This is a genomic window from Thioclava sp. 'Guangxiensis', from assembly GCF_045348365.1.
GTDB classification, from domain to species: Bacteria; Pseudomonadota; Alphaproteobacteria; order Rhodobacterales; family Rhodobacteraceae; genus Thioclava; species Thioclava kandeliae.
Window position 1 is genome coordinate 96,802 of the sequence record NZ_CP155822.1, and the last position, 22,851, is coordinate 119,652.

The window sequence follows — 22,851 nt, forward strand, 5'->3', positions numbered from 1 at the left end:
CCCGCGTCACAAAGAGAGCATGGGAAATCCGGCAGCATCATTGATCACCGCGCTTGAAGTCGATCGCTCTAACCTCTCCAGAGGTTGCGTCCTCGATTGCAATCGCGAGATCCAAACTGGGCCGCTTCTTCCCCCTCACGATCGTACTGATATGAACGGTGCTACAGCCCACGCTTTTAGCGAAGGCCTCAAGGGTCAAGCTACGACCAGTGATATATGCGCGAAGTTTCTCCATACTCTTTTATTAGCTGATGGCTAATATGATGGCAAGCGCGCATCTTCTTAAAGCTAATTGCCAGTTTTTCTACCCAGTGCGAAAAAATAGCATGGGCAATAAACTGAAATATTATCGGCAAAAGCGTGGATATACGCTTCAACAGCTCGGAAAGCTGTCGGGCTACGCTGGCCCGACGTTAGGCAACGCCGAGAACGGAAAGCGCAACCCATCCGTCGAGATGATCAGTCGTCTGGCAGAAATATACGGCGTAAGCGCCAACGAACTTTTAGATGATACTCCCCTTAGTTCAGTCGACGAGCAAATCCGGGACCACGCGGAACTTCTTCGATCGATGAGCGACGAAGAGCGTATGGCCGTAATACGGCATGCTCAGGCACTCGCCTCGAAGCACTAACGTCCCTCCAAAATTTACGCTGCGCTTCAGTATTCATGCATAGCAATGCATGGCGCAGCTCGAGCGAAAATTCGTCGTCGTCCAAAGATCAGTCTCACACTTACACAGCTACGAAATCAGCGTATTCGCTGAAATCTCACCAATTCTATAAGCAAAATCATATCTGATCAGGCTTAGGGGTCAAGTTCGGTGTTCTCATTTTGTTTCAAATGAGGCAAACACTGAGGCATGACGCCACTTACCCTCACCAATTTCCTATCTGCTAGCTACCAGAAATAACTTGTTAGCTTAAGGCTAATTTTTTCGTTGCAAACTAATTAGCCAGCAGCTAACGTTCATCTCGTCGGCAGCGACACAAGAGCCTGCCGCCCCTCAAGATGGAGCCGCGTCATGCAAACCTTTTATCAAGCCAAACACTCACGGAAGCCCCTCGGGGCAATCGTCTGCGCCTGCGCGGCTCTCCTGCTCCTGCTGATCTATCTCGACCCCATCGCGCAAGCGACCTGCGCCCAATGGCAGGCCGAGAACCCCGCTTTCTGAGATCGGTTGCCTGTTTACTGCTCGCAACCCAACTGCCGGGCGGTGCGCTGCCTGACACCGTCCGGCCTTTTCTCAAGGAGCCCATCGTGAACGCCATGACGCCCATTCCCCAAGACACAGAGACGCCCGAGTTCCTCGCCCGCACGGCCCATAACATCAGCCGCGCCAATGCGGGCAAGCTGCCGACCAAACCCGACGCGGATTTCAAGGTGGCCGAGGACAAAGCCTATCAAGTGACCGGCGACGAGCTGCGCCAGTTCATCGAGCAGTTCGAGAGCCTCGAGGCCGAGAAAAAGGATATCGCCGGGCAGCAGAAGGACGTGATGGCCGAGGCCAAAGCCCGCGGATACGACACCAAGATCCTCAAAAAGATCATCGCTCTGCGCAAGCGCGACAAGAACGACATCGCCGAAGAAGAGGCGATCATGGACATCTATAAGCAGGCGCTCGGCATGGACTGACAGCATCCGGCCCCATCCCCTTTCCTCCCGGGGCCAGATACGGGGCGGCGCTTAATACCCACCAGCGCCGCCCCAAGATCCCGAGTTTCGGCCAGCACCTATCAGGCTTTGCCCCAAACTCAGGAATTCGGCGTGTCCCACGCGCGCCGGACAGGCGGATGCGGCAACCAGTTCGGAGGCCTGCCGCGTCCGTCGACCATCATGAAAGGAGCAACATGGCTTCGCATCAACATAGCATCATAGAGAAACGAGCGGTCATCATTCCGGACGGCCTCGGAAATACCGCCTACTGCACCCGCGTCGTCAGCTTGGCGCGTGCCCCTTGGGACACTGCCGATGGCAAGCTGACGGATCGCCCCGAAACAGCTCCGCGCCAGCCGACCCTTACCAACGGACTGGCGCGCAGGCCGATCAGCGGAAAAGCCTTTGGCAACCTCATGTGTAAGGTAATCGCGGAAGAGCTGCGCCTCCTGCGCGAAGAAGCCTACCCCGCCGAAGTATTTATTGGACAGGAGGCGCAGGATGGGTGAGCAGCCCCGCATGATGGTCATGGTGGACGAGAACCGCCTCAATGCAATGGAAGCGCAGCTGCGCAACCTCTGCCGGCTACTGGAAGCTTCGAACATCAAGCCCAAGGATGAATGGCTCACAGCCGCGCAGGCCGCAGAGCAGCTCGGTGTAAGCACCCAGACGATCTGGCGCAAAGCCACAAGCGGCGAGATCGCAGCAAGGGGTACAGGTAAAGCGCGACGTTACAAACTATGAGTTTTTTAAGACCGGACAAAATTAGCCTAATCGACGAGTTTCAAAGCGTCTGCGCCGCGCCATCAAAGCTTGTCGTGGGACTATTGCGTATTATCAGCAAACTGTCTCTCACTCTCGATAACATAGACCGCGAAGTCTTGCTGAGACTGGCCGGTGAATGCCCGCCCCCAGCGCAACCACTCATTGATCGCGCAGCGAAAAATCGCTTCGAGCCCAGACCACCAGATGCAGCATTTTGCAGATGCAGAAATACTGCACCGGTAATTTCGGCCCTGAGTCGACCTTCGGTAGATTTGGTTCTGCTGTGGCGCGGCTCCTCCGAAACGGTCGTTCGCAACATCGCATAGTAAACTCAGATAATAAGGGTCGGCTGTTTACGACATAACACCCGTATAGCAGTGCTTATAAATGAGTAATTTATGATTTTATCTGCTCGAAACGAACTGTTTTAGATTATTATCTACCTGAGGATTAAATCAAAATTATCGAAGATGCGCCATGATTCCCCTGACTTAACGGAGGTGTTTATGCGTATCTTGAGTTCGCTTTTCACAAGAAAGCCATCGAACGTCTCGCATCATGTGTCCTGCTTCGATGCTGTCGAACGCAGCTATCTGACGTGCAGGCTGTCGCTTGAGAAAAAGATCATCGATGTGAATGACCGCTTTCTGCAAGCGGTTGATTATGCTCGGGAAGAGCTTATCGGTACGGACTATATGCGGCTGGTGCGCCCGAAGGACCAACAGGATACCAATTATAAAAAACTCTGGGCAGATTTGGCTCAAGGCGTCCCGGCGCAGTTTATCCGCCCGCGTTTAAACAAAGCTGGTGAAGAACGGTGGTTTGACGTTAGTTATTTGCCTCTTGTCGGCTCGAATGGTGCTGTGAACGAGGTTCTGCTTCTGGCGCATGATATCACCGAGATGCACCTGCGCCGGAGGGATAACCGTTCAAAAGTCGATGCTTTGTCACGCACGATGGCGGTGATCGAGTTTGATCTGCAAGGAAACATCCTGATGGCCAACCAGCATTTTCTGGATGCTGCAGGGTACACGCTGGAAGAGATCGTCGGGAAGCACCACCGTATTTTCATGTTATCCGGTGAAGCCGACACACCGGCTTACGCGAATTTCTGGAAGGAGCTTGGCGCAGGTGCGTCTAAGAACGGACAGGTCCGTCGCAAGACCAAATCCGGCGAAGTCTGCTGGCTTGAGGCCACCTATGAAACCCTGACCGATCCAGAGGGCCGACCCTTCAAGGTCGTGAAATATGCGTTCGACATTACAGCCAGCAAAAACCGCGAAGCGGAATGTGATGCAAAATTGGCTTCTATCGAGCAGGTTCAGGCGGTTATCGAATTCACAGCGGATGGGAAGATCACCTATGCCAATGATCTTTTCTGTCAAACTATGGGATACGACCAAGAAGAGATCATTGGCAAACCCCATTCGATCTTTGTCGAGGACGCTTACGCAAAAAGCGCCGATTACATTGAGTTCTGGAAAAGCCTGGGAGCTGGCAAAGCCAATGCGAGCCAGTTCAAGCGTATCAGAAAAAATGGAAAACCCGTCTATATCGAGGCGAGCTATAATCCGATCAAGGACGCCTCTGGACGTGTTGTAAAAGTCGTGAAGTTTGCCGTCGATACGACCATTTTCCAGACAGCCGTTTCCGAGGTGGGTGCGACATTGGACCGCGTTTCAAGCGGTGATCTGACAGCAAGGGTTCAGGCCGATCTCGGGCCGTTAAACGGCCTAAAGCAGTCTCTCAACCTTACAGTCGAAAAGCTTCAGTCGGTGATCGATGCAGTGACACTATGTGCGGGAGATCTGGCGCAGGAAGCCCAAGCGATCAGATCGGGCAGTCATGAACTGTCACGCCGGACAGAAACGCAGGCGGCCACTCTGGAAGAAAGTGCTGCCGCGCTTGAAGAGCTGACCAGTTCAGTTTCTGGGGCCACCCAGATGACAGTTTCGGCTCGCCAGGAAGTGCAAGGGGCATCTGCTGAAGCAAATAGTTCGGCGAAGGTTGTTGATGAGGCGATTGAGGCGATGGGGGGTATTGCAGATTCTTCTCGCCGTATTTCCTCCATCACCAGCGTCATCGATGACATCGCGTTCCAGACCAATCTTCTTGCGCTGAATGCAGGTGTTGAAGCCGCTCGCGCGGGAGATGCTGGCCGAGGGTTTGCAGTTGTCGCATCTGAGGTACGGGCTTTGGCGCAGCGATCCGCTGAGGCTGCGCGGGAGATCGGCTCTCTTCTGGTCGAGTCCGAAAAGTGCGTGGCAGAAGGTGGCGCAATGGTCGATCGCGCAGGTTCTGCGCTCAAGAGCATCGTCCAGCGCGTCGAAAGTATCAACGGGATGATCGCGACCATTGCCTCCTCTGCTTCAGAGCAAGCGAGCGGCCTTTCTGAGATGAACAGTGCAGTTTCTGATTTGGATAGGTCGACCCAGCAGAATGCGGCGATGGCGGAAGAAACTAATGCGGCCGTGGTAGCGCTCAATCAGAGGATCGAGCAGCTGCTTGAAGACGTGAGTTTCTTTAGTCGTGATAAAGGGGCCGATCATACGGCGGCTGAGTGGGTGGCGTGATACTCGCATGAGGCGTCTGCATTGAAGGCTATGATCAGCCAATTTGTGACACTTCTCAGTACTCGTTTTCAGCGACTCCGGTCCCTCCGCATTCGCATTCCATAATACCCGGTTGAAGGCCAAAGGCAGCTTCGAGCTCTTCTTACAATATGCTATAATCGATACAAACGGCGGCTATCGAATGTCGATGATCTTCTGCGCTGTTCTATCAAGAGCCAATTTCAAGGTTGCCGCGAAAGCTGGCCGCTTCGGCGTGGATCAGCGTGGCTGGCGTTTCGTTCGGGTGCGCAATCAGATGCCTCCCAACTAGGGCATATCCAAGGGCGTAGCCCCGCCACGCGGGGTCCGTTCCAAAAAACCATGCGGCGTGGTCGTAGGCTGCATCGTCCCAAGCAACGGCTGCGTCAATTGCGGCTTGCGCAAGGGCTTCGTCATCGAGTGATGACTCCCACTTTTCAGGCGCCCCCCCATAGAGCTGTTGCGCAAATAACCTGCCAACCCTTCGGAGACGAGGGCCTCGCCCAGCGTGCGGCCGTAACCCGGTCCGCGCCACCGAAGCACATGGTGCAATTCGTGAACAACCGTTCGCTCAAGCGGTTCGCCCAGATTTCCCGCACAGTTCGAGTTGGCCGGATCGAAGGTTAGTTGGATCATATCGGCGGTCGGGGCATAGCCCGCGTGCCCCAGATGCGCGATGACGCGGCCCGGCCAAGCCTGTACCACCACGTCAAGATCTACGGTTTCTGTAACGGCCTCTGCACGCGCTTGCGCACGATCAATCGCGGCACGGATCGGGGACACAAGGCCGTCGAGGTGACCTGAGGAGTTTGCAATGTGGATGGTCCATGTCATAACGCCTTAATACACATTCAGCACTGGTCGGTCCAATCCACGGAAGCAGCACCGCGTTCAAAATGCAGCGAACTCCCGCTCTGTCCCCTTTGCGGACTTTTTTGGCGGATGCCTCGTGCAGGCTAGGGCGCGATATAACACCCGTCGAAGGCCAATGACCGCTTCGAGCCCTAACCGCCCTTCAATCTCAAAGCCGGATCGCAAAGCGGGGAGGATGGGCATCCCTACGCTCGAACCCCAATTTTTCGTAGAACGTTTGTGCCTTGTGGTTATCTGGATGGGTGCCGACCGTCATGTAACTGCAAGACAGGGCGCGTGCCGTGATCTTGCAGGCGTCCACGAGGCTATGCCCAACGCCTTTCCTCCGGAGCGAGGCTTCGGTGAATAAATGATGTATGTCCACCCCGCGCAATCCGAACTGAAGTCGGGTCAGTCGGCAAAGGGCGGCATAGCCGACCAGTTCGCCATCTGTTTGCGCGACAAGGACATACAGCCATGGATTTTCTCCTGAAATGTCCCGGATAAGGTCGTCCACCGTCAGGGTTGGAGTATCTCCGTGATGATCGGCGAGCTTTCCGGCCATCTCGAGAATGCGCTCTGCGTCGCTTTGCCGGGCAAAGCGGATCAGTCCGAAATCAGTTGTTAGGGGGAAATTGCTTTTTAGCATTGCTGGCTCCTTGTCGCCGTAGGAGTCAACTATCTGCCACCATACGGCGGCAGCATGTTCATATGCACCGCGCTCAGATGAGGCGGCGATAATAGGTTACGAAGAGGGCGGCTTTCATCGTCATGCAAGGTTCGTCGCAACAATTCGGCCACATGTCAACGACCGCTTTGTCCGCACTGCGGACATTGGCGCAAGCAGCAGCGAACTTCCGCTTCCCGCCCCTCCTGCCAAACGTCTGGCAATCGCGACACAGATCGAGCCGTTGTGGCGAATGGCGGCGATGTCAGAGGTAGTCGCGGAAATTCGGACCAGCACTGAAAGAACGACTTACCGCTACCCCATTTCGCATCCAAGTTAAGCACGCAAGTACGCAGCAAACCCGCCTTTTACTGGATATCCAAATGACCCGCTGTAAAGCGCTGCTAAAGCTCCGCGTCCTGCGTGCGATCCAGTTTGTCATCATCCCAGATTTGATCGGCTTCTCGCTTAGTTCGTTTACAAAAAATCCGTTCAGCTATCACGCTATCTTACGCAAAGTCATTTATTGAGCCCCAACTCACGGCAGCATTAGCGCTCGATCATTCCAAACGTCGTGCAATATCTGACGCGGTTTCGCGGTAATAAGTATTGAGCAAAATGGACAGATCGCGGTGACCAGAGATCTTGGCCAGCGTCATGACATCCACCTTCCGCGATAGCTTGGTCAGCGCATAGGCGCGGCTGTCGTGGAAATTGAGGCCCTCAATCGCGGCCTTGCTTCGAACCTTCCGCCAGAGAACATCGATCTGCTGCGATGTCAGGCCGAACACCGGATCCAGATCCGGAAGCATACGCAACAACTCCACGGCAGCAGAGGATAGCGGCACCTCTCTGGCCGAGCCATTCTTGGTCATGTGGAGGCGGCAGACACGGCTCTCCAGATCGACATCCTCGCGGCGCAACCCGACAATTTCGCCCGCCCGCATGGCCGTCTCGCAGGCGAAACGGAACGCGTGATAGGCCCGCGCGGTTGCGTGGCTCAGGTCATCCCCGGCAACCAATGCCAACCGCTCGAATTCCTCATGGGTCGGCAGACGGTCGCGGGCCTTGGGTTGTGCTGGCTTGCGCACATCTTTGAGCGGGCTTTCCTTGATTAAACCCCATTCGCGGACCGCTTGCGTCAGCACTGCGCCGAGCAGCGTCATCTCCCTTCGCACAGATCCAGCAGAAACCTCGGTCAGCCGCCGGTCGCGCCAGTCGGCCAGATCGTTCGCACGCAGGTCTCCCATGCGGATCTTGGCCAAGCTGTCGCGCTGAAGCTTTTCTAACCGCACAAGCTCCCATCGATGGCCACGCTTCGAAGGCGACACCTCGCGGACATAGCGGTCCATGATCTCGCCAAAGGGCTGCGCCGATGCCACGGCCTCCGAGTTTTCCAGTTCCCATTCGGTCCGCGCAGCCCAGTCTTTAGCCGATTGCTTCGTCGGAAAGATTTTGCTCTTTCTGATTCCACGCTTGTAAACTTGCACTCGCCAACCGTTGGCGGTTTTCGCGATCGAGGCCATGCGTAATCCCATGCGTAATTTGTGCGTAGTCGAATGCACATTTTTGGAAGAATTACGCATTCATAGCACAACAGAGAAACCGCAAAAGCCCTTATATCAAGGGGATTTCTTACTTTATGCCATCATGGGATTTCAAAGGTGGTGCCCCCAGAGAGACTCGAACTCCCGACCCTCGACTTACAAAATCGCAGCTCTACCAACTGAGCTATGGAGGCACATGCGACCAGATACAAATTTGTCGGGCCGCTGGCAAGCCCCTGATCGGGCTATCTGCGTGAAAGATTGGCGCGTGCCAAAACCACCACAGCGGCAAGCCCCACCGCCATCACCAGAAGCGCTGCGGGTGCTGCATCGCCAAGGTTCTCGAGGCTCGCCTTCTCATGGACGCGTGTGGCAAGGGTCTCGTAGTTGAAAGGCCGCAGCAACAGCGTGGCCGGCAGTTCCTTCACGCATTCCACGAACACCAGAAGAAGCGCCGAGCCGACAGATCCGCGCATGAGCGGCAGGTAGACCTCGCGCAGGATCTGGCCCAAGCCCCGCCCCAGCGAGCGCGCCGCCATCGGCAAAGAAGGCGGCACCCGCCCGAAGGCGGCATCCGTCGAGGCCTGCGCCACGGCAAAGAAGCGCACCACATAGGCGAGGATGATCGCCACGCCCGTCCCCGTCAGAACAAGCCCCGGATCATGGCCGGTCAGCGCCCAGATCGTATCGGCCTGCCAGTTATCGAACGCGGCCAGCGGAATCAGGATACCCACGGCCAGCACAGCCCCGGGGGCGGCATATCCCAGCGCGGTCAGCGGGATCACCAGCCGTGGCAATCCCTGCCCCGAAAGCCGCATGCCATAGACCATCACCAGCGCCATCGCGACACAGACAAGCGAGGCGACCCCGCCCGTCAGCAGGCTATGCCACGCCGCCAGCAAAAGCCCCGCGCCGATCCAGCCCTCGGGATTGGCCAGCGCATGTGCGCCGATTACCGCGACCGGAAGAACGAACCCGATAGCAAAGGGAACAAAACAAAGAGCGAAGGCGAGGCCCCCCGCCCAGCCTTTCAGGTGGATGGGCGTGACGGGGCGGCTCTGGCGGGCGGACTGGTAATAGCGCGAGCGTCTGCGCCCCAAGGCCTCGATCGCAAAAAGCGCGAACACGACGCCGAGGATCACAAGCGCGATCTGCGCCGCGCCACCGGCATTCCCGGCCTCGAGCCATGTGGTAAAAATCCCCGTGGTCAGCGTCTGCACGCCGAAATAATCGACCACCCCGAAATCGGCCACGGTTTCCATCATGGCGATGGCCGCCCCGGCTACAATGGCGGGACGGGCAAGCGGCAGACCAACCCGCCAGAACAGCGCCAGAGGCCCGGCACCAAGCGCACGGGCAACCTCGTAGCTTGCCCCCGACTGCTCGCGGAAGGCATTGCGCGCCATCAGATAGGCATAGGGATAGAAGCTCGCGGCCAGCACGACCACCGCAGCCCAACGCGAGCGCACCTGCGGAAACCAGTAATCCTGCGCCGATTGCCAGCCGAACATATCCCGCAACAGCCCCTGCAAAGGCCCGGAATAATCCAGAAAATCCACGAGCGCATAGGCCGTCACATAGGCAGGGATCGCCAGCGGAAACAGCAGCGCCCATTCGAGCCAGCGATGGCCCGGAAAGCGATACATCGCCACGATCCACGCAGCCCCTGCGCCCACACAGGCGGTCAGCGCCCCTACCCCCGCAGCAAGCACGGCGGAGTTTTCCAGATAGCGCGGCAGGGTCGTGGCCAGAAGATGTGGCCAGATATTTTCCGTGGGATGGGCCGCAAGCCAAACCACCGCTGCGATGGGTGCCACGATCAGCGCCGCAAACACCACCGCCAGTGCGGACCAGCCGCCGGTGCCGGAGGCCCTGCCGCGGCGCAGGCGCGTTAAGAATGCAGTCATCGCCATGGGCTATATCCGACTTGATCAATCAGGAACACAAGTTCCCGCATAGCCCGAAAGCCGTTTGCCTGTAAAGAAAAGCTGCTCTAATCTAACCCCATAAATCGAGCGGGGAAAAACATGCAGGTCGTCTATCACTTGGGTGCACATGCAACAGATGAAGACAGTCTGGTGCGCTGTCTGGCCCGAAACCCGCGGGTGCTTGAGGAAAACGGCGTGGTCGTGCCCCATCCCCGCCGCTACCGGATGGTGCTGCGCGACACGCTGCTGACGCTGAAAGGCGCCGAGGCCGATATCGAGACCTCGGATGCTGTGCTCGCCGCCGTGACCGACAAGGAAGACATCAACCGCATCATCTTCAGCCATGAATATTTCATGTGCATTCCCGAACGTGTGGTGACCGATAAAGGGTTCTACGCGATGGTGCCGGGCAAGCTGGAGCCTCTGGCCAATATCTTCCCCGATGCCGAGATCGAATTCCATCTGGCGATGATCAATCCCGCCACGCTGATCCCCGCACTGGCCCAACGCGACCCCGAGCGCAGCTACGAGGATCTGATGTGCGGACGCGATCCGCGCGATCTGCGCTGGCGGACGGTGGTGGAAGGCATGGTCGATGCGGCGCAGGGCCATAAGGTCGTGGTCTGGTGCAACGAGGACGCGCCCCTGATCTGGCCCGAGATCATGCATAGCCTGAGCGGGATCGGCGACGATGTGACACTCAATGGCGAGCAGATGATCCTGAAGACGATCATGACCGAGGGCGGATTCCGCCGCTATGCCGATTATATCCTCAATAACCCGCCGAAAACACTCGAGCAGCGCCGCAAGGTGACGATGGCGTTTCTTGACAAATTCGCCAAACCTGAGGAGCTGGAGATGGATGTCGCGCTGCCCGGATGGGACGAGGCGATGATCGACGAGATCACCGCGCTCTACGAGGCCGATATCGATGCGATCGCGCAGATGGCAGGCGTCGATTTCATCGCGCCGTAATCGCCAAGCGTGATGCGGGGCAAGGATGGATCCTTCATAAAAAAAGGCCTCCCCGACGGGAGGCCTTCCGGTTGCGACATTCCGGTTGCGACACGGGGGCCGCTCATTCCATGCCAAGCGCCTGCTTGTAGATATCGAGGATCGCTTCCTCCTCGGCCACGTCATTCTTGTCGCGCTTGCGGATCGCGATGATCTTCTTGATCACCTTGGTGTCGTAGCCGCGCGCCTTGGCTTCGGACATGATGTCCTTTTGCTGCTCGGCAATATCTTTTTTCTCGGCTTCGAGGCCTTCGAATTGCTCGATGAACTGGCGCAGCTCGTCGGCGGTCACTTGATAGGCAGCATCATTGGGCATCTTATGTTCCTCATAGTCCACTTGCCCCGTTCCCTAAGCCAGCCGCGCCTGCGTCGCAAGCCTCAAGCGTGGCGGGAGCGGCAGCCAAGGCTTGTCACAGTGGCATGAAATCGCTAAGCGCGGGCCCGACAGTATTTCTCTTAGAAGGGCCTCGGCATGGAATTCCTGATCTGGATCGGCGCGTTCATCGCGGTTTTGGGGCTTGTCGGACTGGGGTGGTGCATCGTCACCGTCGGCAAGGCCAAGCGCGCAGGGCTGGACGAGGACGCAATGCGCGCAAAACTCCAGCGCATCGTCGCCGTCAATCTGGGGGCACTTTTCGTGTCCGTCATCGGGCTGATGATGGTCGTGGTGGGGATCTTCCTGCGCTAAGCGCGATCCAGATCCCCAAAGCAGCGCCCGTTGCGGATCAGCACATCCCAGAGCGTCACGGGCTCTGCGGCACCGCCCGCCGCCAGCTGCATCAGCTGGTCGCGACAGGCCTCGAGGCCTCGCTGGTCGGCCATGAACATCGGCCCGCCTTCATGGCGCGGAAACTCGAGCGCATTGACCGCGCTCAGATCCAGATCACCGGGCCGGTCAACAGCCCCCAGCTGCAACAGCTTGGCCCCCTCTGCCGCCATCGCGAGCCAGATCCGCTCGATGATCTGCGCGCCCGTCAGCGGACGCGCTACATAATCCGCCTCGGCCCGCAGCGCCTCGAGAAGCGCGGGCTCCAGCGGATCGGGACGTGCGACGCCGTCGCTATAGAGATAGACCCCGCGCCCCTTGCGCAGACCGCCATAGCCCTCGACCATCAGATAGGTCAGCAAAGGCCCCGGCAGGAAGCCCGCGGCTTTCAGCCGTGCGATGACCACCTCGACCCCCAGCCGGTCGATCTGCGCAAACGGTGCCTGCATGCCGAACCCCTGCAGCGCCTGATCCACCTCTTCGGGTGCAGCGCCGGCCAGAACGCAATATTCGGCCGCCACCCAGATCGCCGCCTGCAGACGCGCGATCAGCCCCGGATCGACCCCCGGCAGCCCGAGCGCCAGATCACCACCCGCACGCAGGAGCGCAGCCACCAGTAGCGTATCCTCGACCGCTGCCCCATGCACCTCGACATGGCGCCCGTAGCGGTCGATCCGCAGGGCGCAATCGGGTTGGGTCGTGGCGACGAGCGCCCCGCGCACGCCCTCGAGCGCATGGGCGATATCGTCGCGCTCCTGCGCGGCGGGTTCTGCCAGAACGATATCGGCCTGCGCGAAAGCCTGCAGCGGATCGGTGGTCGCACTCACCCGATCCCATGCCGCATCGCGCGCCTCCCCGCTCATCCGCCCCAGAAGAACGGCCGCCTCCTGCGCACGGGCAAGGTTCGAGAGACCCTTTTCCAGCCGGTCCTGCATCGCCTCGGCCCAGATCACCCGATGCCCCGCATCGGCCAGCGCATAGACGAGCCCGTCAGGCGGGTTCCAGACGGCCACGATCCGGCACCCCAGCGTCGCGGCATCGATGGGCAGGGCTTCCTGCGCATGGGCGCGCGCGGCAGAGGCCCGCAGATGGCGCAGCGCTTTGGAGGCCGGTGAGGAGAGAAGATCGAGATGCGCGACCGCCTCGAAATCGAGCGCCTCGCCCATCGGCAGCAGAACCGCCGCCTCGGCCACCGCCAGCGCCTTGTCCCAGACGACATGCTGCGGACCGGTCTCGATTGCCTCGCGCAGCGCATCCAGCTCGGTGAAATAACTCTGCGTCAACCGGCTCGCCCCGTTCGGATCCGGCACCAGACCGACCTCGCCAAAAGCCTGTTCGAGCGTGGCGGCAAGCGCCTGCATCTCGACCGCTTCGGCAGGCACAACGGCATCGCAGACACCCAGCTCGACCGCCTGCAGGGCGGCCACCGGACGCCCCGCCTTGAGGAAGGACAACACCTGACGCGGACCCGAGCGGCGCAGATAGCGGATCAGACAGCCCGCTGCCGGAAGGTAGCCGAGGCTGGGCTCCACCGGATCAAAGCTCGCGGTATCGAGCGCCAGACGCAGTTTTGCCGCCTGCGCCAGTGCCAAGGCCCCCGCGCGGATACGGCCATCAAGCACGACCGCCACTGGACAGGACAGATCGCTCAGGCTCTGCGCCAGCGCCGCAAGTGAAGGCGCCTCCGCATCTTCGTGGAAATCGGCTTCGGGATCCTCGGCACAGGGCCAACCGGCCGCAGCGCGCATAACGACACCACGCAGATCCGGGTCATGACGGCACATATCGAGGGCCGCGCCCAGAGACCGGCGGAGTTGCGCATCGAAGCCCCGAGCCCCCGCATCGGGCAGGGTCAGGAACGTGACCCCCTCGCATCGCTGTACTCTGATCCGCCTGACCATACCGCCCCGCCTCGCAAAATCCCACGCGGACAAGGCCAATCCAGCCCTGCCTGCCCACCGCTTACGGCAAGCAGTGGGCGTCTCGCAAGTCAGAGCTGCGCAAATTCCTCAAATTCAGGTCCGGATCGCCGCGGGGTCTAGCCGCCGGTGCCGGTCCGCTGGTTCTCGTCCTCCTCGAAGGCGCTGAAATCCATCGCGGGGAAGCCGCCATCGCCTGCATCATCGCCGCCCAGGCCGCCCAGATCCATCGCGGGGAAACCACCCTCGTCCGCGTCACCGCCCATTGCAGGGAAGCCACCCTCCGCTCCGGTCATTCCGCCGAAGGGATTATCGCCCACCGACATCGCGCCCAGATCGGGTCGGGTGGTCAGCTCGTCAAGCTCGTTGATCTCGGTGCTTTCAGCCTCGTTGGCGGTCAGCCGGAGCGCGCGACGCCCGCTATGCTGGCCAAGCTTTGCGGTGCCCATACGGCGGCCGTCCACCCCTTCCACGCGTAGTTTTTCCAACGCCTCACGCGGGATCGGTATCTCGACACCGGGCTTGAAACTCATCACACCCGACAGCGGCATCGACCAGCGATGCAGCACAGCCGTCAGTTCCGCCCGCGTGCCCATCACGGTGCTCTCCATCTGCTGCGCCCAGAGCGCCTCGGCCTCGGGGGCACCCGCATCTTCGGCGGTGGCCGCCAGGACACGCTCGCCCCTGCCCCGCGCAGGCACAGCCCAGAGCATGGAGACCTCGCGGTCCATCGCCTGTCCGATCTGCATGGTGATCGAGAAAACACGGTAGGTGATCTCTTCGAGAATCAGCGACAGTGGCCGCGGATCGTCGAAAAAGGACAGATAGCGGAACCCGCCCGCCCAGATGATGTCGTCACTATCGGCGAGCGCTTCTTCCAGCCCTTCAAGGAGCGAATCGAGCACGCCCTGCACCATGGAAGCATCGACCCGCGTGGGCCGTCGCGGCCCGGGCTGGATCCGCGACAGCACCCCCATCGTCTGCACCTCGATAAGCGAGGAGAACGTGATCGGCGGCAAGGCCACAACGCCAAACGCCTCTTTCGGCCCTTCCAGAACGCAAAGCATCGGCTGCTCGGGAAAAACTTCCATCAATTCGGTCAACGAGACCTGACTCTGTTCGACACGCAACACCTGCAGCGGAAGATCCAGCGTATCTTGCGCAACCTTTGCAAAGACATACCGGATGGCGCGCTCGGGCGACACAGGGCCGCCAGAGGCTGCAGCCTTGGCCGCATCCGTCTTCTTTCGCAAGATTGTTGAAGGCTTCTGATCCACCATGTTATCCCACTTGTACCCGAACCGAGGGTGACACAGGGCAGCCTCGCAGATCAGGGTTTACAAAACCTTTAACGCAGCAATGATTACAAACCATCTTTCACATCAACCACATTTTTTACGCTGCGAAGCGGCGCACGCACCCGGAACGCGGCCCCGCCCTGCCCCGGAAGATAGTCGATAGACCCGCCCAGATTACCCAGAATCTCCTTGCAAATCGCAAGACCCAGCCCGGCCCCGCCTGCTTTAGCTGTATCGGTAAGTCGTGAAAATTTCTCAAAGATCAGATCCTGCTCGGCCTTTGGAATGCCTTGCCCGTTATCGATGAAATCGATCTGGGCAAACTCCCCGTCCCGCCGCACTTCGATTCGCAGAACCGGCTTTGCTGCAGCGCAGCATTTGCGTGCATTGGTGATGAGGTTGATGAAGACCTGCACCAGCCGGTCGCCATCGGTAATAAGCCCGACATGTTCGCTCGGGAAGTCCCGTTCGATGCGCAACTGGCCCGCCTCATGCCCCGCCTCCGGCCCTGCGGCCTGTGTCGCGCGGTCCAGCAGATCATGCAAATTCGTGGCCCCGATATGTAGCTGCACCTTGCGATGTTCAAGCACCGAGAGATCCAGAAGATCATCGAGCAGCCGCGTCAGGCGCCGGGCTTCGTCGAGGATGATCTTCGCATAGTCGCGCCGCATCGCCTCGGGGAGATCCGGCTCCATCAGGATCTCGGAGAATGCGCGGATCGAGGTCATCGGCGTGCGCAGCTCATGGCTGATCTGGCCCAGAAACGCGTCTTTTTGCACCGAGATGCGGGTCAGTTTGTCATTGGCCTCGCGCAGCTGGCGCGCGACCTGCGCAAGCTCTTCGGATTTGGTCTCGAGCTGATAGGAATGTTCTTTTATGTCAGCCGCTTCGCTGGCCATATTGATCAGATCCCGGACCGAGATCACCCGCCCGCCCGATAGCTGCGCCAGCATCGCATGGGCCGTGGCCGAGCCCACCGAGCCGGCCAGCCGCCGCTCCAGCGCTGTCAGGAAATCTCGGGTGGGGTCAGGCAGCCAGCCGGTTTTACCCTGCCGTGCGGCCTCTTCCTGAAAGAAACGCTGCGCTACCTGCGCGCCAAGGATACGCTGCGCCATCGAGAGGTAATCCTCAGCCTCGGCCACCGCCATATGCCAGCCCCGCGGCCCCGGCCCCTCCTCGTAGATATTGACGAAGGCCACGCCCTGCAGACGTTCCAGAGGCGGCGGGAAAGACAGCAGCGACAGCGTCACATAGCCCGTCACGTTGAAAAACAGTGACCAGAACAGCGCATGTAACAGAGGGTCCATCCCCTCCAGCCCGAAAAGCGCCTCGGGACGGAGCCAGCCGATCCCCCACGGCCCCTCTGCCAGCATCTGCGCCGACATCAGCCCCCCTTCCCCGAAGGACGGCACAAAGAGCGTATAGACCCAGATCGCGCCCCCCAAGAGCAACCCTGTCAGCGCGCCCTGATGGGTGCCACCGCGCCAGTAGAGCCCGCCCAGGAGCGCCGGAAGCGTCTGCGCCGCGCCCACAAAGGCAATGAGCCCGATCTCGGCCAGCGCCCCCTGACCCGACAGCCGGTAATAGCCAAAGCCCAAGCCCATTACCAAGGCAATCGCCACGCGGCGCGACATCAGCACGATATGGCGCAGATTGCTGTTATGGGCGGGCCACAGCGCCAGCCAGAGCGGCGTCACGATCTGGTTCGAGATCATCGTGGCCAGTGCAATGGCCGCCACGATCACCATCGAGGTCGCAGAAGAGAACCCGCCCAGAAAGGCCAGCAGTGCCAGCCAGTCATGGCCTTGCGACAATGGCACCGTCAGGACGAAAAGATCGGGATTGGCGCCCTCCGGCAGAAGCTCCAGCCCCATCACCGCAATCGGCAGCACGAAGACCGAGATCAGCGCCAGATAGGCCGGAAAGGCCCATGCGGCAAAGGCCAGATGCCGTTCCTCGACATTCTCGACCACCAGCACCTGAAACATCCGCGGCAATGTCAGGATCGCCGCCGCCGACAAAAGCGTCAGTCCCATGAAGCGGCCCGGCTGCGGCACCCAGTCCTGCGTCGCGTGCAGATCGATGCGCTCCATGATCGGCCCCCAGCCGCCCCCCAGGACCCAGACGACAAAGCCGCCCACCGCCAGCACCGCCACCAGTTTCACCACCGCCTCGAGCGCAATCGCCATAACGACCCCATGATGGCGCTCCCTCGCATCCAGATTACGGGTGCCGAAAAGGATGGCAAATGCCGCAAGCCCGATGGCAATCCACATCGCCCAACTCTGTTTGGCATCACTTACCGGGACCATTCCGCCATCGGCCACGGGCACCGCAAAGGCGCTCAGGCTCTCGGTCACAGATTGCAGCTGCAGCGTGATATAGGGGGTGGCGGCCAGCACAGCCAGCAGGGTCACCACCACGCCGAGACTGTTCGATTTGCCATAGCGGGCCGAAATCAGATCGGCCACCGAGGTCACCCTTTGCGCCCGCCCCACCTGCACCAGCTTGCGCAGCAGCCACCACCAGCCGCAAAATACAAGGCTCGGACCCAGATAGATGGTCACGAACTCCAGCCCGGAGCGCGCGGCATAGCCCACGGCCCCGTAGAAGGTCCATGCAGTGCAATAGATTGACAGCGACAGTGTATAGACCCACGGGCTTTGCAGGATGCCCATATGTCCACGGCGCGCCCGCCCCTCGGCCCAGAAGGCCACCCCGAACAGGAGGATCACATAGGCCAGACAGACGAGGATCAGCCCATCAAAGCTCATGCCCGTAAGCGTCGCCTGCTCCAGCCCCGTTCCGAAGACGCCCGTCATCCGGGCGCTAGTCATCGCGGTCCTCTGGCTGCGTCCCCGCCTCGGCCAGCACATGCTCCAGCCTGCGCGAGAGGATTGCCGTTACCACGATCAGCCCGGCCCAGACGGCAAACAGATAGAGCCCGAGCACCGCCACATGTGCGGGCCGGAGGACGAAGAACCCGGGCAGCACGAACAGGACCAGCCCCAGAAGCGGCAGGAGCCGCAGCGCATCCATCACCCTCCGCAGCCGATAGGAGCGCCGCGCCAGAAACAGCGGGGCCTTAGCCGGTGCCATGCGAGAGCCCTTGGTTCAGGCCGGTCTCCGTCGTGCCACGCCCCGGGGCCAGAATCCCGTCGATCGCTTCCAGCAGATCGGCATTGGCGAAGGGTTTGGCCAGAAAGGCCGTAGCTCCCGCCTCATCGGCCGCAGCGCGGTCACGCGCCTGTCCCCGTGCGGTCAGCATCAGGACAGGGATCGCCTTCAGACCCGGATCCGCGCGCAGGGCCGCAAGTATCTCGAGCCCCGAGCATCCCGGCAGCATCATATCCAGAATGATCGCATCGGGCCGCGTCTCGGCAATGGCCGCCATCGCCCGCGCACCATCCGCCTCGCTGGACACCGCAAAGCCGCGCCGCGTCAGAATGAACCGCAGCGCTTCGGTGATATTCGGTTCGTCCTCAATCAGAAGAACATGGTCTTTCGGCATGCCCGTCTCCTTCTCCCGCTCCGACTATCCCCCGCGAGGGGAACCATGTCAAATCTTCCCGACACCCCACGCTACCCCAGATCCGAGCGCACGGTGCCGAGGATCGAGGGTTCCCGCCGTGCGGTGCAGGCCGTGCGCGGGCAGATCCGGCAGGTGACCCCGATAGGACGGCGCGGACCGCTGGCCAGCGCGGGAGAAAGCGGCACGATCAGCATATGCGAATGCAGCACCAGCGGCTGGCCAAATCCCTGCCCCGCCGCCTGCGGCACGGCGATGGAATAGGTGGCGAAACTCTGGCTCACCCGTCCCGCGATCTCTACGTCATGGCGCAGCGGCTGCATCGGCTGGCGCAACGCCTCATAGATCGGCCAGAGCCCGCAACCCGCCCCGTAACGCGGCAAGGCAAAGCCTGTGCAGGGCCTGCGGAAGATGATCGCGCCCGACGCATCGCAGATCACGAGACCCAGTTCGGGCGCATGCACATGGCCCGCCGGAAGCTGGGCCAGACGGCGCAGAACCAGACCGGCGGGCACGCCCAGATCCGTCGCAATCGCCCCGGGCGCGAGCCCGTGCCGCGCCAGCGCCGCCTCCAGCGCGGCCATCGGCAGCGCCCTGATATCTTCGCGCATGAGCCCCAGCCAGTTGCGCACCAGCGCGCGCGCCGCCTCGGAGGCAAGACTGCGCGCGCCCGTGACGATGGCATCGATACCGGCAGCGGGGTCGGCCTCCAGTTCGGCCACATGCCAGTCCCGTTCGCGCAACCATGCTTCCATCTGCTCGAAAGGGCCGGACTGGGCGAGATCCGCTCCGCTCTGGCTGTCGAGATAGCCCACCAGCGCCTCCGCCGCGCCCGACAGGCGCAGGCTCTCGCCGGAAATCGTCTGCAGGAACCGCGCCTGCCATTCTGGCTCGATCTGGGGCTCGTCGGTCAGGATGGCCGCCGTAGAGCGCAGGCTGGTGACGGCCGAGATCACCTCATGCAGCCCGTCGATCAGGAACGGATCCTCCGACAGCCGTTCGGAGAGTTGCTCGACCAGCCGGTTGAGCCCCGTAATCTGGCGCTGGCGGTCCGACAGGAGCGCCGCCCATCCCGGAAAACGGCCCACAAATTCCTCGATCCGGTCAAGCTCTGCCACAGGCGCCGCCAAGGGAGAGGACACCGCCCTGGCCGGGCTGGCAGCCTCGGTCGGCAGGGAGGCCGCCGCCTCGCGCAAATTGTCAAACAGCGCCCCCTCCGCCCCCTCGGCCAGCGCCAATGTTTCGATCTCTAGAGCCTCGGCGATCTGGACCAGAAGCGGATCGGCTACCCGCCTGCGGTTATGCTCGATCAGATTGACATAGGCCGCCGACATGCCAATGCGCTGCGCCAGATCCGCCTGTTTCATACCAAGTGCCATCCGCCTTTCGCGGATGCGCGTGCCGGTCAATGCCGCGCGTGCCATACCATTCTCCCCCAAACCCCTTTCGGGGCCTCTTCTCAAAGGGATAGCGCACCAAACCCCATGTTGGAAGCAAAATGCCGCTTATCACAGGCACCTGCCTTGACATCAGCGCGCTGCGCCGCAGCATATAGGCAAACCATCAGCGGAGAAGACTATGGCCACCGACACCACGCCCGAGGCGCTGGACGCGTTACCCGACGGATTGCAGACCCTCGAGACGGCGGTGAGCGATGTGATGGAGACAGCGGTCGATCAGGCCACGCTCTACCTGCCGGACTGGACCGTGTCCGTTATGGTTTTCGTCGTATGTTTTGTTGCTGCGCTCGCGCTGCACCGGATGGTGCGCTCGACACTGGACCGGATGGTGCGCAACAAGGATCTGTTCTGGCGCTCTCTGGTGACGCGTTCGACCAAGCCGCTCCGGCTGTTGCTGATCATCATCGCGCTTGGCGTGGGGGTGAATGCCGCCCCGATCTCCGCCGAGACAGCGCGGCTGTTCAGCCATCTTCTGCTGGTGGCCTTCATCCTCTGTCTGGCATGGATCGGCCATACCGCGCTCTATATCTGGACGACGCTGCATATGCGCCGGTTCAAGCTGGATGCCGAGGACAATCTTCTGGCGCGCAAACATGTGACCCAGACCCGTATCCTGTTGCGGGTGGCCAATGTGGCCATCGTCGTGCTGGCGGTGGCGGCCGCACTCATGACGGTGCCCGCCGTCCGTCAATATGGTGTCTCGCTGCTGGCGGCGGGTGGTGCCGCCGGTATCGTGGTGGGTCTTGCGCTCCAGCCGATCCTGAAAAACCTCATCGCCGGTATCCAGCTGGCCCTGACCCAGCCGATCCGCATCGATGATGCGCTGATTGTCGAGGGGGAATGGGGCTGGGTCGAGGAGATCACCTCGGCCTATGTCGTGCTCAAGCTCTGGGACTGGCGCCGTCTTGTGGTGCCCCTGAGCTATTTCATAGAGCAGCCGTTCCAGAACTGGACCCGCGACAATGCAGAACTGATCGGCACCTGCATGTTCTATCTCGACCATTCCGCAGATGTGGGCAAGCTGCGCAAAGTCGCGCAACAACTGGTCGCACAGAACCGCCTCTGGGATGGCAAGGTCTATGCGATGCAGGTCACGGATTTCCGCGAGCGGGTGATGGAGATCCGTGTGCTGGTCTCGGCGCGCACGGCGCCGCGCGTGTTCGACCTGCGCTGCGAGACCCGCGAGGCGATCATCGACTACATCCAGCGCGAGATGCCCCATGCCCTGCCACGCACCCGCGCAGAGGCCAGCATCAATGCCGAGCCGGGCACAGGACGCAGCCTGCAGGACAATCTGTCCCCCTTGGGCTGATCACTGGAACTCGCGGAATTTCATACCGTAATTCGTGGCCTTGTGGCTGCATTCGCCGACCGTGAATTCCAGCCATTCCTTCCGCGGATTGGGCCGCTGCACACGGTCGATATCGCGGGTCAGTTGCACCCGCGCCTTCACAAGCGCAGCGCCCATGCCGCTCCCGCTGATTTCGCGCAGACGCGTCATCCAGAAATTACGCGCCTCGCTCAGATAGGACCCGGGCGGCACACGGTTGGGATGGACATCCTCCGCCACCACCATGCAATAGGCCGCCTCCACAGCCTCCGAAGGTGTGTTGAACAGATAGGAGGCAGGTGCGGCGAACTGGCTTTGCGACACGGCATAGAACGCCCAGCCAAAGCCCCCCAGCATGGCCGGAAACAGCCCCCATTTGACCCAGGCGGGAAGCCCCTCTTCCTGATACGGTCTCGATCTACTCATCACGCCCTCCTTTGGGCCTCTATGCCCCAGAGTCGCAGAGCGCGATGAAAATACGATTAAAATGTAAAAGACGCGCGGGATTACTCCCGCGCGCCTGGACTTTCCCGATCAAGACCGCCTTATTCGAGCGCCTCGTCGGTGATCTCCAGCGTATAGGCTCCCTCCGGCTTTTTGGTGATGACCGGGTCGGAACCGCCATTCATAAGCACTTCGACCGTGCGATCATAATCTGCCGGATCAAGCGCGCCGTTCGAACCCGCGGTCAGCTTGGCGACCTCGGCCATCATGCGCTTCTGGTGTTCTTCGGTCTGCGCGCCGGTCATGTCGTTATCGAGCACAATCTCGGCCGCCTCGTCGGGATTCTCCTCGGCCCATTTCCAGCCCTTCATCGAAGCCCGGACGAACTTGACCATCTTCTCCTTGAAGGCCGGATCTTTTAGATTATCCTCAAGCACATAGAGACCGTCTTCCAGAGTGGCCACGCCCTCGTCCTCGTATTTGAAGGTCACGAGATCGTCGGGCGAAATCCCCGCATCGATGATCTGCCAGTATTCGTTATAGGTCATGGTCGAGATACAGGCCGCCTGCTTCTGCAGCAGCGGATCGACGTTGAAGCCCTGTTTGAGCACGGTCACGCCGCCCTCCGACCCATCGGTCGGGATACCCAGCGTGCTCATCCAGCTCAGGAACGGGTATTCATTGCCGCCAAACCACACGCCCAGCGTCTTGCCCTTGAAATCCTCGGGCGAGGTGATGCCGCTCTCCTTGAGGCAGGTGAGCATCATACCGGAAGATTTGAACGGCTGCGCGATATTGACAAGCGGGAGCCCCTTCTCGCGTGCGGCCAGCGCCGAGGGCATCCAGTCCACGGTCACATCGGCGCCACCACCGGCCATCACTTGCGTGGGCGAGATATCGGGTCCACCGGCGAGGATATCCACATCGATCCCCTCGTCATCGTAAAAGCCCTTGTCCTTCGCGACATAATAGCCCGCAAACTGCGCCTGCGTGACCCATTTCAGCTGCAGCGTCACATCGGCGGCAAAGGCCGGGCTTGCGGTGGCAAGGGCTGCAAGCGCCGCGCCCATCATCCAGTTCTTCATCT

The 22,851-nt window shown here is 60.6% G+C and carries 22 protein-coding genes, 1 tRNA gene and 1 pseudogene; 9 read left to right on the plus strand and 15 right to left on the minus strand.

Annotated elements, in window-relative coordinates:
- Window positions 1–37 precede the first annotated feature (37 nt).
- Entirely contained in the window at window positions 38–235 is a 198-nt protein-coding gene (locus tag ABEB22_RS00445) for a helix-turn-helix transcriptional regulator (RefSeq protein WP_406870605.1), read from the minus strand.
- A 91-nt stretch (window positions 236–326) separates the two neighbouring features.
- Here ABEB22_RS00445 and ABEB22_RS00450 point away from each other — a divergent pair, with 91 nt between their 5' ends.
- The 6 genes from ABEB22_RS00450 (at window position 327) to ABEB22_RS00475 (ending at window position 4,992) form a co-directional block, all read left to right on the plus strand.
- On the plus strand, window positions 327–632 hold the full coding sequence (locus ABEB22_RS00450; protein ID WP_339112268.1) for a helix-turn-helix transcriptional regulator: 306 nt from the start codon (window positions 327–329) through the stop codon (window positions 630–632).
- Between the two features lie 390 nt (window positions 633–1,022).
- Complete coding sequence (locus ABEB22_RS00455) at window positions 1,023–1,172, plus strand: hypothetical protein (protein ID WP_406870606.1); 150 nt, start codon at window positions 1,023–1,025, stop codon at window positions 1,170–1,172.
- 209 nt (window positions 1,173–1,381) lie between these two features.
- Window positions 1,382–1,633: a DUF2312 domain-containing protein gene (locus ABEB22_RS00460; protein WP_339114495.1), complete on the plus strand. Its 252-nt coding sequence runs from the start codon at window positions 1,382–1,384 to the stop codon at window positions 1,631–1,633.
- Window positions 1,634–1,848: 215 nt separating this feature from the next.
- Window positions 1,849–2,163 (plus strand): hypothetical protein, encoded by a 315-nt coding sequence (locus tag ABEB22_RS00465; protein ID WP_339112266.1) that lies wholly within the window; start codon window positions 1,849–1,851, stop codon window positions 2,161–2,163.
- The gene (locus ABEB22_RS00470) at window positions 2,156–2,398 is read left to right on the plus strand and encodes a helix-turn-helix domain-containing protein (RefSeq protein WP_339112265.1); all 243 of its coding nucleotides are present in this window, start codon (window positions 2,156–2,158) and stop codon (window positions 2,396–2,398) included. Before ABEB22_RS00465 ends, ABEB22_RS00470 begins: the two co-directional genes overlap by 8 nt.
- Window positions 2,399–2,925: 527 nt before the next feature.
- A complete protein-coding gene (locus ABEB22_RS00475; RefSeq protein ID WP_406870607.1) occupies window positions 2,926–4,992 on the plus strand; it encodes a methyl-accepting chemotaxis protein in 2,067 nt (688 codons plus the stop codon).
- Window positions 4,993–5,200: 208 nt separating this feature from the next.
- Here the strand turns inward: ABEB22_RS00475 and ABEB22_RS00480 are convergent.
- The 5 genes and pseudogenes from ABEB22_RS00480 to ABEB22_RS00500 all read right to left on the minus strand — a co-directional run bounded on the left by ABEB22_RS00480 (window position 5,201) and on the right by ABEB22_RS00500 (window position 9,989).
- Window positions 5,201–5,844: pseudogene (locus ABEB22_RS00480) on the minus strand (DUF2268 domain-containing putative Zn-dependent protease).
- Between the two features lie 187 nt (window positions 5,845–6,031).
- Window positions 6,032–6,511, minus strand: a complete 480-nt coding sequence (locus tag ABEB22_RS00485) for an N-acetyltransferase family protein (protein WP_406870608.1) — start codon at window positions 6,509–6,511, stop codon at window positions 6,032–6,034.
- 578 nt (window positions 6,512–7,089) lie between these two features.
- Window positions 7,090–8,055, minus strand: a complete 966-nt coding sequence (locus ABEB22_RS00490) for a tyrosine-type recombinase/integrase (RefSeq protein ID WP_406870609.1) — start codon at window positions 8,053–8,055, stop codon at window positions 7,090–7,092.
- Between the two features lie 139 nt (window positions 8,056–8,194).
- Window positions 8,195–8,270 (minus strand) — tRNA-Thr (locus ABEB22_RS00495).
- Between the two features lie 51 nt (window positions 8,271–8,321).
- The gene (locus ABEB22_RS00500; RefSeq protein ID WP_406870610.1) at window positions 8,322–9,989 is read right to left on the minus strand and encodes an ABC transporter permease; all 1,668 of its coding nucleotides are present in this window, start codon (window positions 9,987–9,989) and stop codon (window positions 8,322–8,324) included.
- Window positions 9,990–10,103: 114 nt separating this feature from the next.
- On the opposite strand from ABEB22_RS00500, the gene ABEB22_RS00505 reads away from it, so the two are divergent.
- Window positions 10,104–10,979 carry a hypothetical protein gene (locus tag ABEB22_RS00505; protein ID WP_339112258.1) on the plus strand — a complete coding sequence of 292 codons (876 nt, stop codon included), beginning with the start codon at window positions 10,104–10,106 and terminating at the stop codon, window positions 10,977–10,979.
- Window positions 10,980–11,082: 103 nt separating this feature from the next.
- Here the strand turns inward: ABEB22_RS00505 and ABEB22_RS00510 are convergent, their stop codons facing one another.
- Window positions 11,083–11,334, minus strand: a complete 252-nt coding sequence (locus tag ABEB22_RS00510; RefSeq protein WP_339112257.1) for a DUF2312 domain-containing protein — start codon at window positions 11,332–11,334, stop codon at window positions 11,083–11,085.
- Between the two features lie 156 nt (window positions 11,335–11,490).
- On the opposite strand from ABEB22_RS00510, the gene ABEB22_RS00515 reads away from it, so the two are divergent.
- Complete coding sequence (locus tag ABEB22_RS00515; protein WP_339112256.1) at window positions 11,491–11,706, plus strand: hypothetical protein; 216 nt, start codon at window positions 11,491–11,493, stop codon at window positions 11,704–11,706.
- Here the strand turns inward: ABEB22_RS00515 and ABEB22_RS00520 are convergent.
- The 6 genes from ABEB22_RS00520 to ABEB22_RS00545 all read right to left on the minus strand — a co-directional run bounded on the left by ABEB22_RS00520 (window position 11,703) and on the right by ABEB22_RS00545 (window position 19,954).
- Window positions 11,703–13,685: an enoyl-CoA hydratase-related protein gene (locus ABEB22_RS00520; RefSeq protein WP_406870611.1), complete on the minus strand. Its 1,983-nt coding sequence runs from the start codon at window positions 13,683–13,685 to the stop codon at window positions 11,703–11,705. The two genes, ABEB22_RS00515 and ABEB22_RS00520, sit on opposite strands and share 4 nt — an antisense overlap.
- Window positions 13,686–13,822: 137 nt before the next feature.
- Window positions 13,823–14,956, minus strand: coding sequence for a FliM/FliN family flagellar motor C-terminal domain-containing protein (locus ABEB22_RS00525; protein ID WP_339112254.1), 1,134 nt, complete (start codon window positions 14,954–14,956; stop codon window positions 13,823–13,825).
- A 110-nt stretch (window positions 14,957–15,066) separates the two neighbouring features.
- Entirely contained in the window at window positions 15,067–17,775 is a 2,709-nt protein-coding gene (locus tag ABEB22_RS00530) for an ATP-binding protein (protein WP_406871158.1), read from the minus strand.
- Window positions 17,776–17,830: 55 nt separating this feature from the next.
- Window positions 17,831–18,100: a hypothetical protein gene (locus tag ABEB22_RS00535; protein WP_350934300.1), complete on the minus strand. Its 270-nt coding sequence runs from the start codon at window positions 18,098–18,100 to the stop codon at window positions 17,831–17,833.
- A complete protein-coding gene (locus ABEB22_RS00540) occupies window positions 18,087–18,512 on the minus strand; it encodes a response regulator (RefSeq protein WP_339112252.1) in 426 nt (141 codons plus the stop codon). The genes ABEB22_RS00535 and ABEB22_RS00540 overlap by 14 nt, the downstream gene beginning before the upstream one ends.
- A 71-nt stretch (window positions 18,513–18,583) precedes the next feature.
- Window positions 18,584–19,954, minus strand: coding sequence for a short-chain fatty acyl-CoA regulator family protein (locus ABEB22_RS00545; protein WP_350934305.1), 1,371 nt, complete (start codon window positions 19,952–19,954; stop codon window positions 18,584–18,586).
- Window positions 19,955–20,108: 154 nt separating this feature from the next.
- On the opposite strand from ABEB22_RS00545, the gene ABEB22_RS00550 reads away from it, so the two are divergent.
- Window positions 20,109–21,302: a mechanosensitive ion channel domain-containing protein gene (locus ABEB22_RS00550; RefSeq protein WP_339112250.1), complete on the plus strand. Its 1,194-nt coding sequence runs from the start codon at window positions 20,109–20,111 to the stop codon at window positions 21,300–21,302.
- Here the strand turns inward: ABEB22_RS00550 and ABEB22_RS00555 are convergent, their stop codons facing one another.
- Entirely contained in the window at window positions 21,303–21,746 is a 444-nt protein-coding gene (locus ABEB22_RS00555) for a hypothetical protein (RefSeq protein WP_339112249.1), read from the minus strand. It lies immediately after the preceding gene.
- Window positions 21,747–21,865: 119 nt separating this feature from the next.
- Window positions 21,866–22,849, minus strand: coding sequence for an ABC transporter substrate-binding protein (locus tag ABEB22_RS00560; RefSeq protein WP_350934310.1), 984 nt, complete (start codon window positions 22,847–22,849; stop codon window positions 21,866–21,868).
- Window positions 22,850–22,851 lie beyond the last annotated feature (2 nt).

Coding starts and splice junctions, on each gene's coding strand:
- ABEB22_RS00445 (WP_406870605.1), bottom strand. CDS start 235: ATGGAGAAACTTCGCGCATATATCACTGGTCGTAGCTTGACCCTTGAG.
- ABEB22_RS00450 (WP_339112268.1), top strand. CDS start 327: ATGGGCAATAAACTGAAATATTATCGGCAAAAGCGTGGATATACGCTT.
- ABEB22_RS00455 (WP_406870606.1), top strand. CDS start 1,023: ATGCAAACCTTTTATCAAGCCAAACACTCACGGAAGCCCCTCGGGGCA.
- ABEB22_RS00465 (WP_339112266.1), top strand. CDS start 1,849: ATGGCTTCGCATCAACATAGCATCATAGAGAAACGAGCGGTCATCATT.
- ABEB22_RS00470 (WP_339112265.1), top strand. CDS start 2,156: ATGGGTGAGCAGCCCCGCATGATGGTCATGGTGGACGAGAACCGCCTC.
- ABEB22_RS00475 (WP_406870607.1), top strand. CDS start 2,926: ATGCGTATCTTGAGTTCGCTTTTCACAAGAAAGCCATCGAACGTCTCG.
- ABEB22_RS00485 (WP_406870608.1), bottom strand. CDS start 6,511: ATGCTAAAAAGCAATTTCCCCCTAACAACTGATTTCGGACTGATCCGC.
- ABEB22_RS00490 (WP_406870609.1), bottom strand. CDS start 8,055: ATGGCCTCGATCGCGAAAACCGCCAACGGTTGGCGAGTGCAAGTTTAC.
- ABEB22_RS00500 (WP_406870610.1), bottom strand. CDS start 9,989: ATGGCGATGACTGCATTCTTAACGCGCCTGCGCCGCGGCAGGGCCTCC.
- ABEB22_RS00505 (WP_339112258.1), top strand. CDS start 10,104: ATGCAGGTCGTCTATCACTTGGGTGCACATGCAACAGATGAAGACAGT.
- ABEB22_RS00510 (WP_339112257.1), bottom strand. CDS start 11,334: ATGCCCAATGATGCTGCCTATCAAGTGACCGCCGACGAGCTGCGCCAG.
- ABEB22_RS00515 (WP_339112256.1), top strand. CDS start 11,491: ATGGAATTCCTGATCTGGATCGGCGCGTTCATCGCGGTTTTGGGGCTT.
- ABEB22_RS00520 (WP_406870611.1), bottom strand. CDS start 13,685: ATGGTCAGGCGGATCAGAGTACAGCGATGCGAGGGGGTCACGTTCCTG.
- ABEB22_RS00530 (WP_406871158.1), bottom strand. CDS start 17,775: ATGAGCTTTGATGGGCTGATCCTCGTCTGTCTGGCCTATGTGATCCTC.
- ABEB22_RS00535 (WP_350934300.1), bottom strand. CDS start 18,100: ATGGCACCGGCTAAGGCCCCGCTGTTTCTGGCGCGGCGCTCCTATCGG.
- ABEB22_RS00540 (WP_339112252.1), bottom strand. CDS start 18,512: ATGCCGAAAGACCATGTTCTTCTGATTGAGGACGAACCGAATATCACC.
- ABEB22_RS00545 (WP_350934305.1), bottom strand. CDS start 19,954: ATGGCACGCGCGGCATTGACCGGCACGCGCATCCGCGAAAGGCGGATG.
- ABEB22_RS00550 (WP_339112250.1), top strand. CDS start 20,109: ATGGCCACCGACACCACGCCCGAGGCGCTGGACGCGTTACCCGACGGA.
- ABEB22_RS00555 (WP_339112249.1), bottom strand. CDS start 21,746: ATGAGTAGATCGAGACCGTATCAGGAAGAGGGGCTTCCCGCCTGGGTC.
- ABEB22_RS00560 (WP_350934310.1), bottom strand. CDS start 22,849: ATGAAGAACTGGATGATGGGCGCGGCGCTTGCAGCCCTTGCCACCGCA.